This is a genomic window from Stenotrophomonas sp. YJH_SMC_48-3 (assembly GCF_059369375.1).
In genome coordinates this window covers 39,234-54,460 of the sequence record NZ_JCAFSQ010000003.1, presented here as the reverse complement: position 1 = coordinate 54,460, position 15,227 = coordinate 39,234, and the positions used below count along the sequence as shown (strand labels likewise).

Genomic DNA, 15,227 nt, shown 5'->3' with positions numbered 1-15,227 from the left:
CGACTGACAGTCGACTCTACCCCGTTGTCCCTGGCCGGTCGGACGACACCATCACTGCGTTGCGGTTAGGCTCGGGGCTCCCCTGCCCAGGACTGCCCCCATGCGCGTGATCGCTACCGCCCTGCTTGCCTGCCTTCCGCTGTCCGCCCTCGCCGCGCCCAGCTATGGGCCGCGCCTGGAGGGCTTCGACTACGGCTATCCAGTGAAGACCTTCGCGCTGGAATCGCAGCGACAGCCGCTGGAGATGGCCTACCTGGACATCGCGCCGAAGAAGTCGCCCATCGGCGTGGTGGTGCTGCTGCATGGCAAGAATTTCTGCGCGGCCACCTGGAAGGAATCGATCAAGCCCCTGGTTGCCGCCGGCTACCGGGTGATCGCCCCGGACCAGGTGGGTTTCTGCAAATCCAGCAAGCCCGAGCGCTACCAGTACAGCTTCGCGCAGCTGGCCGCCAACACCCATGCGTTGCTGCAGCAACTGCAGCTGGGTGATGTGCCGGTGCACCTGGTCGGTCATTCGATGGGTGGCATGCTGGCAGTGCGCTACGCGCTGATGTTCCCACAGGACCTGCGCAGCCTGGCACTGGTCAACCCGATCGGGCTGGAGGACTGGAAGGCGCTGGGCGTGCCGTGGCGCAGCGTGGACGCGTGGTACGCCGGCGAAATGAACATCAGCTATGACAGCATCCGCCGCTACCAGCTGGACGTGTACTACGACGGCAAATGGAAGCCGGCCTACGAGCCGTGGGCGCGGATGCAGTCAGGCATGTATGAAGGGCCGGGCAAGCAGGCCGTTGCATGGAGCCAGGCCCTGGCCTCGGACATGGTGTTCAACCAGCCGGTGGTGTACGAGCTGAAGAACCTGCAGGTACCCACCACGTTGTTCATCGGCCAGAAGGACCGTACCGCGATCGGCCGTGACCTGGCGCCGCCGACGGTGAAGGCGACGCTGGGCAACTATCCGGCACTCGGCAGAGCGGCAGCCGCGGCGATTCCGGGCGCGACGCTGATCGAGTTCGCCGAACTGGGCCATTCGCCACAGGTGCAGGACCCGAAGCAGTTCAACAGCGCGCTGTTGAAGGCGTTGAAGTCGCGCTGACCGGCAAGCGTGCCCCTGTAGAGCCGAGCCCACGCTCGGCTCATGCGGCAGGATGGGGATTCTGCCAGGAGCAGCGGGGCGTGGGCTCGGCTACAGGAGCGGTGCGATCAGCCGACGATCCGCAACACATCATCCAGCAGCGCGGCCGCAGTCACTTCCGCACCCGCGCCCGGCCCCTGGATCAACAGCGGCTGCAGGCGATAGCGATCACTATGGATGGCGACGCGGTTGTCGGTGCCCGCGCCCTGCGCCAAGGGATGGTCGGCCGGAAGCTCACGCAGGCCCACCTGTGCACCCTCGGCATCAACGCGGCCAACGAAACGCAGCACACGACCATTGTCGCGCGCCTGCTGCCAGCGCGCCTGCAACGGCGCATCCAGCTGATCGAGCGCCGCCACCGCATCCTCCAGCGGCAGCGCTGCCAGCGCTTCAGGCACCAGTGAATCCACCTCTACCTGCGACGCATCCAGCGCCAGCCCGCTGCTGCGGGCCAGGATCAGCAGCTTGCGCCGCACGTCCTCGCCGGACAGGTCAAGTCGCGGATCCGGCTCGGTGTAGCCGGCCGCCAGCGCCTCGCGCACCGCCGCCGAGAACGGCGACTTGCCGTCATAGCGATGGAACAGCCACGCCAGCGAACCGGACAGCACGCCCTCGATGGCATGGATGTGATCACCACCGGCCAGCAGCGCACGCAGGCTGCTCAACAGCGGCAGGCCGGCGCCGACGGTAGCGCTGTCGCCGTAGCGCGCACCCGTGTCTGCGCAACGCTCGGCAATGGCCTGCGCGCGTGCCAGCTGCGCACCACGCCCGAGCTTGTTGGCGGTGACCACGTGCACGCCGCGCGCCAGCCACTGTACGTGGCGCGCGGCTACGTCTTCGCTGGCGGTGGCGTCGACCACCACGTCGCCACGCTCCAGTCCTTCGGCACTCGCCCACGGTGGCGAACTCTGGCCATCGCGCGGTGCACGCCGTGCCAGTTCCAGCGGCACCGCCAGGTCACGATCGATCTCCAACGCAGTGCGTGAATTGGCCAGCCACTGCACGCTGGGCAGTTCCAGCCCACGTGCCTGCAACGCCTGGTAGCGCTGTACGAAGGCCGAGCCGACCGTGCCGGTGCCAAGCAGCGCCAGTCGTCCCACGCCCAGAGCAGGAATCTCTGCGGCGAGCGCGCTCATGCATCCACCGCCTGTTTGCGGCGCGCAGCCGCATCAATCACCGCTTCGGCACGCTGCAGAGCGGCGCCGAGATCGGCCAACAGGTCACGCTCGGCCTCGATGCCGACCGACAGGCGCAGCAGGCCTTCGCTGATGCCGGCAGCGGCTCGCGCTTCGGCGCTCATCGCGGCGTGGGTCATGGTGGCCGGATGCGCGATCAGGCTTTCGACGCCGCCCAGTGATTCGGCCAGCGTGAAACAGCGCAGGCCATCGACGAATGCACGCACTGCGGCATGCGGATCGTCGCCTTCGCAGTCGGCCAGTTCGAACGAGAGCATCGCACCGAAACCACTCTGCTGGCGCGTGGCGATGCTGTGGCCTGGGTGATCGGCCAGCCCCGGGTAATAGACGCGGCCGACCGCCGGATGCTGGTCCAGCAGGGCAACGATCGACGCGGTGTTTTCCTGGTGCACGCGCAGGCGCGCATCCAGCGTGCGCAGGCCGCGCAGGGTCAGGAAGGCATCGAACGGTGAACCCGTCAGGCCCAGCGCGTTGCCCCACCACACCAGCTGCTCGTGCAGTGCCGGATCACGCGCGACCACTGCCCCGCCCACCACATCGCTGTGGCCGTTGATGTACTTGGTGGTGGAGTGCAGCACCAGGTCCGCACCGAACGACAGCGGTTGCTGCAGCGCTGGCGACAGGAACGTGTTGTCGACCACCACGAGTGCGCCGGCCTTGTGCGCGGCATCGATGACGAAGCGCAGGTCGGTGATGCGCAGCAGCGGGTTGGACGGCGTTTCCACCAGCACCAGCTTCGGCTGGGTGGCCAACGCCTGCGCCAGTGCACGCGGATCGGTCAGGTCGGCGGTGACCAGTTCAAAGAGGCCCTTCCTGGCCAGCGCATTGAACAGGCGCCAGCTGCCGCCGTACGCATCGTGCGGCACCACCAGGGTATCGCCCGGCTGCAGCAGTGCGTTCAGCACCAGGTTGATCGCGCCCATGCCGGTCGCCGTGATGACGCCACCGGCGCCGCCCTCCAGTTCCGCCAGCGCCTCGCCCAACAGGTCGCGGGTCGGGTTGCCACTGCGCGTGTAGTCGTACTGGCGCTTGTTGCCGAAACCTTCAAAGCTGAAGTTCGACGACAGCACGATCGGCGGCGTGACCGCGCCATGCGCAGTGTCCCGATCGATGCCGGCACGGACAGCGGCAGTGGTGCGGCTACAGGACGGCTCGTTGGCGTGCAGGCTCATGCGGACTCTCCAGAAGTACGGAAGGCGGTGGCGAGGATCGCGTCAACGCGATCGGTTTCTTTGAGGAAGGCGTCGTGGCCATAGGGCGAGCGCAGAACGCGCAGGCTGCCGCGCGGGCCCAGCCCTTCGACCAGGCCGACCAGGTCGGCCAGCGGCACCAGGCGGTCGCCCTCCACGGCCACCACCACGGTCGGCGGCAGGATCGCGGCCGGGTCGACGCGGTGCAGATCGATCGATTCGGACAGGCGCAGGTAAGCGGTCACCGGCGTGCGCGCGACGTACTGCGCGCCGGCCGCGTCGAGATAGTCTTCGGCAGCCACGCGCACGCGGCCATTGATCACTTCCGGTGCGGCATCGAAGCGCTCGCCGAATTCTTCCGGGGTACGGTAGCTGAGCATGGCAAACTGCCGCGCCAGGGCCAGGCCGTGGTCTTCGCCGCACTGCAGCTGGCCCAGCGCGACCGCGCGACGCTGCAATGCGCGCCAGGCGGCGGCATAAGGGTGCGGACGATGCGCACCGCTGGCCAGCACCAACTGGCGCACGCGGGCACGATGCCGGATCGCGAACTGCTGGCCGACCAGCGCGCCATACGAATAGCCGACGAAGGCTTTGAGCGCGCGAATGCCGAGATGATCCAGCACCAGCGCCAATGCGTCGGCCTGATCGGCGGTATCGATCGGCACGTCCAGCGCACCGTCGGCACCGACGAAATCGACGGCCAGCACGCGCAGCAGCTGCGGATCCAGCGCGCGCCCGCTGCCGACCAGGCCTTCGGCCCAGCCCTTCTCGCTGAACTGTGCATTGGACGCCACGTGGCGATGGGCGGAAATGCCACCGGCCAGTACCACCACCGGCGCATTGGCCGGGCCGACCCATTCATAGCGCAGGCGCACCGGACTGGGACCTGCGTGACGCATCGACAGCACTGCGGCGAACTCGCCGCGCTCGGCATGCACGCGGTCTGCGACCGGCACGCTGACGGGGACAAAGGGTTCGGGGCGAATGGCGGTGCTGGCGGCGAAGCTCATGGCGGGATCCGGTTGGGGAATCGGCCATCGAGCCTTCGCGGGGCCCGCGTTCGAGATGCACGTGCGGTGCATGGTTCGAACCATCTTTCGGTGGACGCCACGGTCCCCGCAGGATTTGGCACCTACGCAGACGCTTGCGCGCCTGCGGGCTGCCCCGGCTTCAAAGGGCCTGTCCCTCTGCCGGTCTCGATGGTGGAGTCACGATGCCAGCCCTTTCCGGCACTGTCAATCCCTTCATGCGGATAAAGCGATAGATATTTTCAGGGTCACTCTGCGAGGGCCGTCCCGGTCGCCCCGTTCAGGATCGGGTACAGTCCCGGCGGTCCTCTCGCTGGAAACGCCGATGCCGCGCCTGCCCCTGTCCTGCCTGCTGTTGCCTCTGCTGGCGAGCGCGACCGCACACGCCGGCGACTGGCGCCAGGGCTGGGGACTGGCTCCCCCTTCCGCCCGTGCCACCCGCGCAGGCAGTGCCGAGGGCGCCGCCCCCATGGCCCAGTTGCGCCTGCAGCCGGTCGGTACGCAATGGCAGGCGCGGATCGACAACGGGCTGGCAGGGCCGCTGCAGATCCAGCTGCGCGCCGCCCCCGGACACCCGGTCGAAGGCCTCCCGATCGAGTCGCTGATCCAGGGCGACAGCAGCCTGGTGGTCGGCCACCTGCCCGCCCCGATCGATGGCCGCATGCTGGATCTGCGACTGCAGTCGGTGCCGGGCAACCCGGCCGCGCAGGCCGAAGATGTCGCCTATCGCCTGCCGTTCGATGCGGCCCGCCTGCGTGTGGACCAGGCGCCGCAGGGGCGATTCAGCCATGACGACGAGGAGAACCGCGACGCGGTCGACTTCGCACTGCCGGAGGGCACCCTGGTGCTGGCCGCGCGCGAGGGCACGGTGATGCAGATCCAGGATGGCTTCCGTGGCAATGGCCAGGACCGCGAGCGCGATGGTGCCCGTGCCAATTTCATCCGCGTGCTGCACAGCGACGGCAGCATGGCCCTGTACGGCCACCTCCAGGACGGCGGCATGCGCGTGCGCCGCGGCCAGGCGGTGGGAGCCGGGCAACCGATCGGCCTGTCCGGCAACAGCGGCTACAGCACTGCGCCGCACCTGCACTTCGTGGTGCAGGTCAACCGCGGCATGGGCCTGCGCTCGGTGCCGGTGCGCATCTTCGCCGAGCAGGGACAGCTGCAGTTCGCCCGCCAGGGCGAAGCAGACGGCGGTACCGGGCGCTGACCGGCCCCGGCCGGTATAATCGGGCGCTTATCTCTTTGAATAGCGCCCCGGGCGGGCGCCACTGCCATGTCCGAAGTCGCCAACGAAGCGTCGCGTCGCCGCACCTTCGCCATCATTTCCCACCCTGACGCCGGCAAGACCACGCTGACCGAAAAGCTGCTGCTGTTCGGAGGCGCGATCCAGATGGCCGGTTCGGTCAAGGGCCGCAAGGCCGCCCGCCACGCCACCTCCGACTGGATGGCACTGGAAAAGGAGCGCGGCATCTCGGTCACCTCCTCGGTGATGCAGTTCCCGTACGAAGGCAAGATCGTCAACCTGCTCGACACCCCCGGCCACGCCGACTTCGGCGAGGACACCTACCGCGTGCTGACTGCGGTGGACTCGGCGCTGATGGTGATCGACGTGGCCAAGGGCGTGGAAGAGCGCACCATCAAGCTGATGGAAGTCTGCCGACTGCGCGACACCCCGATCATGACCTTCATCAACAAGCTCGACCGCGAGGGCAAGGACCCGATCGAGCTGCTGGATGAAGTGGAAACCGTGCTGGGCATCCAGTGCGCCCCGGTCACCTGGCCCATCGGCATGGGCCAGCGCCTGAAGGGCGTGGTGCACCTGCTGACCGGCGAAGTGCACCTGTATGAGCCAGGCCGCAACTTCACCCGCCAGGACTCCACCATCTTCCCGTCCATCGACGCCCCCGGCCTGGCCGAGAAGATCGGTGCACAGATGCTGGCCGACCTGCGCGACGAGCTGGAACTGGTGCAGGGCGCCAGCCACCCGTTCGACCTGGACGCCTACCGCGCCGGCAAGCAGACCCCGGTGTTCTTCGGCTCGGGCGTGAACAACTTCGGCGTGCAGCCACTGCTGGACTTCTTCGTCGAGCACGCGCCATCGCCGCAGGCGCGCTCCACCACCGGCCGCCAGATCGCACCGGAAGAGAACAAGCTGACCGGCTTTGTGTTCAAGATCCAGGCCAACATGGACCCGCAGCACCGTGACCGCGTGGCCTTCATGCGGGTCTGCTCGGGCCGTTTCAGCGCCGGCATGAAGACCTTCCACGTGCGTACCGGCAAGGAAATGAAGCTGGCCAACGCGTTGACCTTCATGGCCAGCGATCGCGAGATCGCGGCCGAGGCGTGGCCGGGCGATGTGATCGGCATCCACAACCACGGCACCATCTCCATCGGCGACACCTTCACCGAAGGCGAAGCGGTCACCTTCACCGGCATTCCCAACTTCGCCCCGGAACTGTTCCGTCGCGCACGCCTGCGCGATCCGCTCAAGCTCAAGCAGCTGCAGAAGGGCCTGGCCCAGCTGTCCGAGGAAGGCGCAACCCAGTTCTTCCGCCCCCTCACCAGCAACGACCTGATCCTGGGTGCGGTGGGTGTGCTGCAGTTCGACGTGGCCGCCTACCGCCTGAAGGACGAGTACGGCGTGGAAGCCACCTTCGAGCCGGTCAGTGTGACCACCGCGCGCTGGGTCCACTGCAGCAACGAGAAGAAGCTGGAAGAATTCCGCGAGAAGAACGCGCTGAACCTGGCCCTGGATGCGGCCGGGCACCTGGTCTACCTGGCGCCGACCCGGGTCAACCTGCAGCTGGCGCAGGAACGCTCGCCGGACGTGCGCTTCTCGGCCACCCGCGAAGCGGCGCATACCGTTTCGGTGGGCTGATGCCAGCGGGTTGGATCCCTTTCCGAAAGGAAAGGGCTCCAACCCAGCCATCGCGGGCGGTTCACGCGTGGCGTGGATCTACCGATCATGGGTTCGTCGGCGCGACGCTGGGATTCACCCGCCATACGGTGACGGGCGTGCACATGGCGGCCATCGCGGCGATGATAGGGGGACGCGGGTCCCCCTCCCCGCGAACAACGCCCATGCCCATGTCCACGACGTCCATTGCTTCGATCCGTGAAGAAGTCGCCAGCGCCCTGACCCATGGCCTGGGCGCGGTATTCGCCCTGGCCGCCAGTGCGGTGTTGATCACCCTGGCTGCGATCTACGGCGACGGCTGGCAGCTGGCCAGCGCGATCGTATTCGGTATCGCGCTGCTGCTTCTGTACACCGCCTCCACCCTGTATCACGCCATCCAGCATCCGGTCGCCAAGGGCCGGCTGAAGGTGTTCGACCACTGCGCGATCTACGTGCTGATCGCGGGCACCTATACCCCGTTCACCCTGATCGGCCTGCGCGGTCCGTGGGGCTGGGGCCTGTTCACTGCGATCTGGGCGCTGGCGCTGGCGGGTGTGGTGTTCAAGCTGTTCTACACCGGCCGCTTCAAGGTGCTCTCCACGGTGATCTACATCGCCATGGGCTGGCTGGTGATCGTGGCGATCAAGCCGATGTGGGCCTCGATCGACGGTGGCACCCTCGCCTGGCTGTTTGCCGGCGGCCTGTCGTACACGCTGGGCACCTATTTCTACCACCGTGAATCGATCCCGTACTCGCATGCGATCTGGCACCTGTTCGTGATCGGCGGCAGTGTCTGCCACTTTGTCGCGGTCACCATGCAGGTGTTGTAAACGACCGCTCGAACGCAGCGCGTGCACGCCATGCACATGGACGCTTCGCGCCCTGTCCACGAAGAGGGGGCAACCATGGCAGCGTGAATGCTGCCGCCTCCCCTGCTGCAAAGCGCACGCACCGCTGGCGCCTCCGCCGTCCCGGCCCACGTGGCCGGCGCTGGCTGACGATCCTGGTCTTCATGCTGGCGGCAATACTGGTGCTGTTCGCGTTGTGGGACTGGAACTGGTTCAAAGGGCCCGTGGAGCGTGCGGTGCAGGCACGCACCGGCCGCGCACTGCACATCGGGAACCTGGATGTCGACCTCGGCCGCACCAGCACGATCCGCGCCGATGCGATCACCTTCGCCAATGCCAGCTGGGCAAAACAGCCCGCCATGGCCACGGCGGACCGCGTCGAGATCGATGTGCGGGTGTGGCCCCTGCTGCGCGGCAGCGTGCAGCTGCCCGAAGTACGCCTGACCCGGCCGGATGTGCTGCTGGAAACCGCACCGCGCAAGGGAGACCCGGGCAACTGGGATTTCCTCGGCGGCAGCACCGGCGGGGCAAGCCCCCAACTCAAGCGGCTGCGCATCGACGACGGTCGCCTGCAGTTCCTCGACACGCTGGGCCGCACCGACATCCTCGTGGACGTGCGCAGCGGCCAACCGAAGCAGGCCGACACTGCGCCACCGCTGCTGGTGCAGGGTAAAGGCCGCTGGCAGGGCAATCGGTTCACGCTGCGCGGCGGCACTGAATCCCCCCTGGAACTGACCGACAGCGACCACCCGTTCCGCATCCATCTCGATGGCCGGGCCGGCGCCACTCACGCAGTCGCCAGTGGCACGCTGACCAACCCCTTCCAGCTGCGCGTGTTCGACCTGCAGTTCGCGCTCAGCGGCCAGGACCTGGCCGATCTCTATCCTCTGCTCGGCATCGCCATCCCGCCCTCACCGCCCTATGCGTTGAACGGACGCCTCAAACGCGACCACGACGTCTGGCGTTACGACAGCTTCACTGGCAAGGTCGGCGACAGCGACCTGGGGGGCAACCTGCAGTTCGAGGTGGGACGCGATCGTCCACGGCTGACCGCCACGCTGCAATCCAGGCGCCTGGACTTTGATGACCTTGCCGGCTTCGTCGGCGCCCCGCCAAAAACCGGCGGCGGCGAAACGGCCAACGCAGAGCAGAAGGCCGAGGCCGCACGGATTGCCGCCCGTGCACGGGTGCTGCCCGACACGCCCTACAACCTGGGCAAGCTGCGCGCCATGGATGCCGACGTGCGCTGGAAGGCCCACCGCATCAACGCCCCTTCGTTGCCGCTGGACGACATGGATGCGCACCTGTTGCTGGATGACGGCGTGCTGCGGTTGGACCCGCTGAACTTCGGCGTCGCCGGCGGCGACATCCGCAGCACGATCCGCATGGACGCGCGCCGTCCGCAGATCAGCACCGCGCTGAAGGCCAGCGTGCGCGGCGTGCAGCTGGGCCAGTTGTTCCCTGACGCCAAGCTGGCTGAACAGGCCAAGGGTGGCATCGGCGGCGAGGTGGACCTGAGCGGCCACGGCAACTCGATCGCCGCAATGCTCGGCAGCAGCAGTGGCAAGGTCGGCCTGGCGATGGGCCGCGGCCATGTCGGCAACCTGGTAATGGAACTGGCGGGGCTGGACATCACCGAATCGCTGAAATTCCTGGTGACCGGCGACAAGCAGATCCCCCTGCGCTGCGCCTTCGCCGACTTCGGCGTGCGCGACGGCCTGATGACCAGCCAGGCGATGGCGGTGGACACCACCGACACGATCCTCATCGGCGAAGGCACGGTGAGCCTGCGCGACGAGACCCTGGACCTGCTGCTGAAGCCACGCCCGAAGGACAGGAGCATTCTGGTACTGCGTTCTCCGCTGCACATCAGTGGCACCTTCAAGGACCCGTCATTCCGGCCCGACTTCAAGGCGTTGGGTATTCGTGGCGCCGTGGCCCTGGCGCTGGGCAGCATCGCGCCGCCGGCGGCGTTGCTGGCGACGATCGAACTGGGGCCGGGGAAGGATGCCGACTGCGGCGGGCAGTATGCGAAGTAGGTTTACAGCGTTGTTCGCGGCGCCTGCATTGATCGCGGCTTGAGGGGGACGGGTGACGCAGGCAGGACACGCCGCAAGTACGTCCCTGTAGGCTCGATGGCGCCATCCATGGCGCCAACGGTCCTGCCTGCGTCACCCGTCCCCCTCCCGACAGTTTCCTGCGCGCGCGGAACGAGAGCGGAAATTCAAAGTCAAAAGAAAAAAGCAAAGTCAAAAGCTGTTGCCAACCAAGGTTGGCACCTACAAAAGGCGAGGCACCGCGCATGTACGCACCGCGCTCGCAGAAATGTGTCCAGAGGCGGAGGGCATGGGCGTGCAGGACCGTTGGCGCCATGGATGGCGCCATCGAGCCCCCATGGATGGGTTCACGGCGTGTCCTGCACGCCCATGCCCTCCGCCTCCCCGCAGGACAGGAAGGCGCTGCTCTCAGCTCTGGCTCTGGCTTCGAAAAGCGGGCCGGCGGGCCGCAGGCCCGCCAGCGACACCCTCACCCGGCGACGATGTACTGCTGCAGCTGGTCCAGCTCGCGCCGCTGCGCATCGATCACCGACTTCACCAGATCGCCGATCGAGATCACCCCCAGCACCTGCGCGCCTTCCACCACCGGCAGGTGGCGGATGCGGTAGTCGGTCACCAGCTGCAGGCAATGCTCCACCTGCTCGCCCGGCGAGACCGTCACCACCTGTGCGGTCATGATCTCGGCCACCGCCGTATCTCGTGAGGAACGATCACGCAGCACGATCTTGCGCGCGTAATCGCGCTCGGAAAGAATGCCGACCAGCCGCGGCCCCTCCATCACCAGCACCGCACCAATACCCTTTTCCGCCATCAGCCGGATCGCATCGATCACCGCCGCCTCCGGCGCGACCGCATGCACTTCAGGAGACTTGCCGTCCAACAGTTGCCGTACCGTGGTCATCTGCCTGCCCTCCAAGGGTGGGTTGCAGGGCAGAGTCTGCCACGGCGGATGCTAGCCACGTGTCAACCAGGTACAACGGCCGCTGCTTGGACTCTTCGTACAGCCGCCCCAGGTACTCACCGATCAGGCCCAGCGCGATCAGCTGCACCCCGCCCAGGAAAAGGATCACCGCCATCATCGTCGGCCAGCCCGCCACCCGGTCGCCATACAGCGCCGCCTTGATGATCACCCACACACCGAATACGAAGGCCACCGCCGCCGTTGCCAGCCCCAGGTAGGTCGCCGCCCGCAACGGCACGGTGGAGAAGCCGGTAATGCCCTCCAGCGCGAAGTTCCACAGCCGCCACAGGCTGAACTTGCTGGTGCCGGCCACGCGCGCATGGCGGTGATAGGGGACCGCGATCCGCTTGAAACCCACCCAACTGAAGAGCCCCTTCATGAAGCGGTGGCGCTCACGCATCTCGCGCAGCGCACTCAGCGCACGCGGCGACAGCAGGCGGAAATCACCGGTATCGGCCGGGATCGGCGTGCGTGACAGACGACCGATCACCCGGTAGAACATCGCCGCCGTGGCGCGCTTGATCCAGGCCTCGCCGTCGCGGGCCATGCGCGTGCCATACACGTTGTCATGGCCCTCACGCCAGCGCGCGACGAACTGCGGCACCAGTTCCGGCGGATCCTGGCCGTCGGCGTCGAGGATCATCGCCGCGCCTTCGCGCACCAGGTCCAGCCCGGCGGTCAGCGCCGCTTCCTTGCCGAAATTGCGCGACAGCTTCAGTGCGGAAACCCGCGCATCGGACTGGGCCAGGCGGGCGATCACCTCCCACGTGCCGTCATGGCTGCCGTCGTCCACGTACAGGATGTGGCCGTCGATGTCGGGCAGCGCGTCGAGCACCGCGCACAACCGCGGATGCAGCAACGGCAATGCCAGGGCCTCGTTGTAGGCGGCGATGACGAAAGTAAGCCGTTCGCGGGTCATGCCCGGATTGTACGTTGCCGCCGCCCGCAGATCAGGCAGCGCGCGCTCACTCTTCCGAAAGGTACGCGGCCCCACCCAGCTGCCGTGCCTGGCGCTGGATCCAGGCCGCACGCCGCTGCACGTACGGCCCTGGCTTTGCCGCGTTGTAGCGCCGCGGCGCCGGCAACACCGCCGCCAGCCGCGCGCTATCGGCCGGGCTCAACCGCGCCGCATCCTTGCCCCAGAATGTCTGTGCCGCTGCCTGCGCGCCATATACACCATCGCCGAACTCAGCAATGTTGGCGTACATCTCCAGGATGCGCTCCTTTGGCCACAGCGCTTCGATCAGCACGGTGTACCAGACCTCCAGCCCCTTGCGGATCCAGCTGCGGCCCTGCCAGAGGAACAGGTTCTTGGCCACCTGCTGGCTGATCGTGCTGGCGCCACGCAGTCGCCCGCCCTTGGCATTGTGGTCGCGGGCCTTCTCGATGGCCTGCAGGTCGAAGCCATTGTGGACGGGGAAGCGCTGGTCTTCGGCCGCCACCAGCGAGATCGGCAGGCTCGGCGCCATCTGGTCCAGGTCGCGCCACTGGTAATGCAGGCGATAGGACCAATCGGCCTCGCCCAGCGCCTCGCCATAGCGCCACAGCATGACCGTGGATACCGGCGGGTCGATGAACCGCAGCACCAGCACCTGCAGGCAGCTGAAGGCCGCCAGCAACACCGGCAGCCACAGCAGCCGTTTCCAGCGCCAGCGCCTGCGGCGTGGGCCTTCTGCTACGGCTTCCACCTTGTGCTGCTCTCCCCCTGCCCCCATTACTGGTGCATCCTTCTTCTATCTGGTTGTCGGCGCATTATCCGGCAACCGCCCCCGTTTACGCGCGATGTGAGCCGATGACCGCCAACCCCGATTCCCTGATCCGCTTCCTGCTGCCCGACGCTGGCGTCCGTGGCGTCCACGTGCGCCTGCAGGCCACCTGGCAGGAAATCCTGTCCCACGCCGCGTACCCGGACACCGCTGCCGAACTGCTCGGCGAGGCCTGTGTTGCCTCGGCGCTGTTCACTGGCCATACCAAGATCGATGGGCGCCTGTCGATCCAGCTGCGTAGCAGCACCGCCCTGCGCACCCTGTTCGCCGAATGCACCGCCGCCGGTACCCTGCGCGGCATCGCCCAGCTCAGCGAGGGGGCCGATGCGCCGCGCGACCTGTCCAGCCTGGGTGATGACGCCCTTCTCGCGATCACCATCGAAAACCCGGGCCTGGACCCGCGCGAGCCGCAGCGCTACCAGAGCCTGGTCGCACTGACCGCACCGGAGCTGGACGAGGCCTTCGAGGACTACTTCCGCCAGTCCGAGCAGCTGCCGACGCGCCTGCTGCTGGCCGCCGACCGCAATGGCGCCGCCGGCCTGCTGCTGCAGAAGCTGCCAGGCGATGAGGGTGACGAGGACGGCTGGGCGCGTGCCAGCGCCCTGTTCGAGACCCTGGGCAAGGCCGAACTGCTGGCCACCCCGGCCGAGCAGCTGCTGCACCGCCTGTTCCACGAGGAGAAGCCGGAACTGATGGGCGACAAGCCGCTGTCCTTCGCCTGCTCCTGTTCCCGCGAGCGGGTCGCATCGATGCTGCAGTCGCTGGGCGAGGACGAGGCACGTGCCGCGGCCGCGGACACCGGCGCCGTCGAGGTCCGTTGCGAATTCTGCGGGCGGGAGTATCACTTTCCTTTGACGGAGTTCGGCATACTGTTCCACGGTGCCGAGGGGACTGTACCGGCGCCCGAACGGCTTCAGTGAACAGCTTGTCTTGCATCTGGGGGGATCAAGGCTTGTTAAGAATTCATAAACACCCTACGATCAAGTTCCCGTCTCTACGGGAACTTCCGTTGTCCGTCCTTGTCTGAACTGGTCCGATGCGTACCTTCCTGCGTCTACCGCTGGCCCTGCTGATCGCCCTTGGCGCGATCACGGGCGCGCACGCGCAGAGCAAGGACACCCGGACCGTGCTGCCGGTATGGAACAAGGGCAGCGGCAAGGTCGAGGCATTGCTGTACCTGGAGCCCACCGGTGAACAGGCTGCCGGCGCCCGCTGGCACTTCGGCCGCAACTCGCTGGATGCGGCCTTCGGCCTGTCCTCCGGCGATTCGCTGGGCCTGCTCTGCAACAGCAGCAGCGGGACCAGCATGAGCGGCCTGGCCAGTCACTGCATGCTGGCCAGCCTGGGTGACGATGACGACCTCAACAGCCGCCGCTTCACCGGGACTGCCGCGCTGAACCGCGGCAGCGGCCGCCTCGGCATCACCGCGGGCACGGGCCGTGAAACCCTGCCGGCGTGGCTGTCCGGCCCGAACAAGTCACCCTCGCTGCGCGCCGAGCAGAACGATCTGACCGTGTTCGCGCAGAAGAACATCGGCCGCGAGGGTTTTGTCTCGATTGCCGGTACCTACGCCAAGGCGCGGCTGGTACCGTTGGCCGACGCAGCGCCGTCCATCGCCGACCGCTGGGACAGCAAAAGCCTGAGCATTGGCGCCGGGTACGGCAATTTCACCGGCAGCATCATCGGCCGCGTGATCGACGTGCCGGGCAAGCCTGGCAAGTGGGAAGGCCTGGGCATCGGCCTGACCTGGCGCACCCCGTGGTCCGGCCAGCTGACCGTTGGCGCCGAGAACGTGATCAGCCGGGGCAAGAATCCGTTCTCCCCGCGCAATGAAAGCAATGACGATGGCACCGTGCCGTACGTGCGTTACGAACAGGATCTCTGACCCGGCCCACGTGGGTCTTCACTGCAATGACTTCTTCCGGGCGCCGAAAGGCGCCCGTTGCATGTGCGCGCTCGTGATACACGCAGCGCGCTTTTCGGCGTACTGGATACCGCGCAACGCATGCCGACACACTGTGATACACATCAACGAGAACTTTTTTCGTCACTTTGCGCTAACAAACGAGACATCGTCAGCGCACGTGCACTTCAACCCTTTGATTTCCAGTGTGAAATTTCATTTTTACCAAAATCACAGGCTTGAT

The 15,227-nt window shown here is 67.1% G+C and carries 13 protein-coding genes and 1 riboswitch; of the genes, 7 read left to right on the top strand and 6 right to left on the bottom strand.

Features of this window, described 5'->3' with window-relative positions:
• Positions 1-100 precede the first annotated feature (100 nt).
• Positions 101-1,096, top strand: a complete 996-nt coding sequence (locus tag AC5P65_RS05355; protein WP_164145440.1) for an alpha/beta fold hydrolase — start codon at positions 101-103, stop codon at positions 1,094-1,096.
• Positions 1,097-1,203: 107 nt separating this feature from the next.
• Here the strand turns inward: AC5P65_RS05355 and AC5P65_RS05350 are convergent, their stop codons facing one another.
• From AC5P65_RS05350 to metX, 3 genes are read right to left on the bottom strand one after another with little or no spacing between them, the layout of a single operon-like run.
• Positions 1,204-2,271 (bottom strand): homoserine dehydrogenase family protein, encoded by a 1,068-nt coding sequence (locus AC5P65_RS05350; protein ID WP_019660063.1) that lies wholly within the window; start codon positions 2,269-2,271, stop codon positions 1,204-1,206.
• Entirely contained in the window at positions 2,268-3,503 is a 1,236-nt protein-coding gene (locus AC5P65_RS05345; RefSeq protein WP_019660064.1) for an O-succinylhomoserine (thiol)-lyase, read from the bottom strand. Before AC5P65_RS05345 ends, AC5P65_RS05350 begins: the two co-directional genes overlap by 4 nt.
• Positions 3,500-4,531 (bottom strand): homoserine O-succinyltransferase MetX, encoded by a 1,032-nt coding sequence (metX, locus tag AC5P65_RS05340; RefSeq protein ID WP_180832155.1) that lies wholly within the window; start codon positions 4,529-4,531, stop codon positions 3,500-3,502. The genes AC5P65_RS05345 and metX overlap by 4 nt, the downstream gene beginning before the upstream one ends.
• A gap of 77 nt (positions 4,532-4,608) precedes the next feature.
• Positions 4,609-4,727: riboswitch (SAM riboswitch) on the bottom strand.
• A 147-nt stretch (positions 4,728-4,874) separates the two neighbouring features.
• On the opposite strand from metX, the gene AC5P65_RS05335 reads away from it, so the two are divergent.
• The 4 genes from AC5P65_RS05335 to AC5P65_RS05320 all read left to right on the top strand — a co-directional run bounded on the left by AC5P65_RS05335 (position 4,875) and on the right by AC5P65_RS05320 (position 10,335).
• Entirely contained in the window at positions 4,875-5,759 is an 885-nt protein-coding gene (locus AC5P65_RS05335) for a M23 family metallopeptidase (protein WP_180832154.1), read from the top strand.
• A gap of 66 nt (positions 5,760-5,825) precedes the next feature.
• Positions 5,826-7,430: a peptide chain release factor 3 gene (locus tag AC5P65_RS05330; protein ID WP_019660067.1), complete on the top strand. Its 1,605-nt coding sequence runs from the start codon at positions 5,826-5,828 to the stop codon at positions 7,428-7,430.
• A 209-nt stretch (positions 7,431-7,639) separates the two neighbouring features.
• Complete coding sequence (gene trhA / locus AC5P65_RS05325; protein ID WP_021202025.1) at positions 7,640-8,278, top strand: PAQR family membrane homeostasis protein TrhA; 639 nt, start codon at positions 7,640-7,642, stop codon at positions 8,276-8,278.
• An 83-nt stretch (positions 8,279-8,361) separates the two neighbouring features.
• Complete coding sequence (locus tag AC5P65_RS05320; protein WP_180832152.1) at positions 8,362-10,335, top strand: AsmA family protein; 1,974 nt, start codon at positions 8,362-8,364, stop codon at positions 10,333-10,335.
• A 487-nt stretch (positions 10,336-10,822) separates the two neighbouring features.
• Here AC5P65_RS05320 and AC5P65_RS05315 read toward each other — a convergent pair whose 3' ends face one another.
• Genes AC5P65_RS05315 through mtgA form a run of 3 tightly spaced genes read right to left on the bottom strand, consistent with a single transcriptional unit; the run spans position 10,823 to position 13,029 of the window.
• Positions 10,823-11,254: a CBS domain-containing protein gene (locus AC5P65_RS05315; protein ID WP_019660070.1), complete on the bottom strand. Its 432-nt coding sequence runs from the start codon at positions 11,252-11,254 to the stop codon at positions 10,823-10,825.
• Positions 11,214-12,233, bottom strand: coding sequence for a glycosyltransferase family 2 protein (locus tag AC5P65_RS05310; protein WP_021204700.1), 1,020 nt, complete (start codon positions 12,231-12,233; stop codon positions 11,214-11,216). The genes AC5P65_RS05315 and AC5P65_RS05310 overlap by 41 nt, the downstream gene beginning before the upstream one ends.
• Positions 12,234-12,279: 46 nt before the next feature.
• On the bottom strand, positions 12,280-13,029 hold the full coding sequence (mtgA, locus tag AC5P65_RS05305) for a monofunctional biosynthetic peptidoglycan transglycosylase (protein WP_111098786.1): 750 nt from the start codon (positions 13,027-13,029) through the stop codon (positions 12,280-12,282).
• A 77-nt stretch (positions 13,030-13,106) separates the two neighbouring features.
• On the opposite strand from mtgA, the gene hslO reads away from it, so the two are divergent.
• Entirely contained in the window at positions 13,107-14,000 is an 894-nt protein-coding gene (hslO, locus tag AC5P65_RS05300; protein WP_021204702.1) for an Hsp33 family molecular chaperone HslO, read from the top strand.
• Positions 14,001-14,116: 116 nt separating this feature from the next.
• Positions 14,117-14,965, top strand: a complete 849-nt coding sequence (locus AC5P65_RS05295; protein ID WP_180832151.1) for an XOO1806 family protein — start codon at positions 14,117-14,119, stop codon at positions 14,963-14,965.
• The last annotated feature ends 262 nt before the right edge of the window (positions 14,966-15,227 follow it).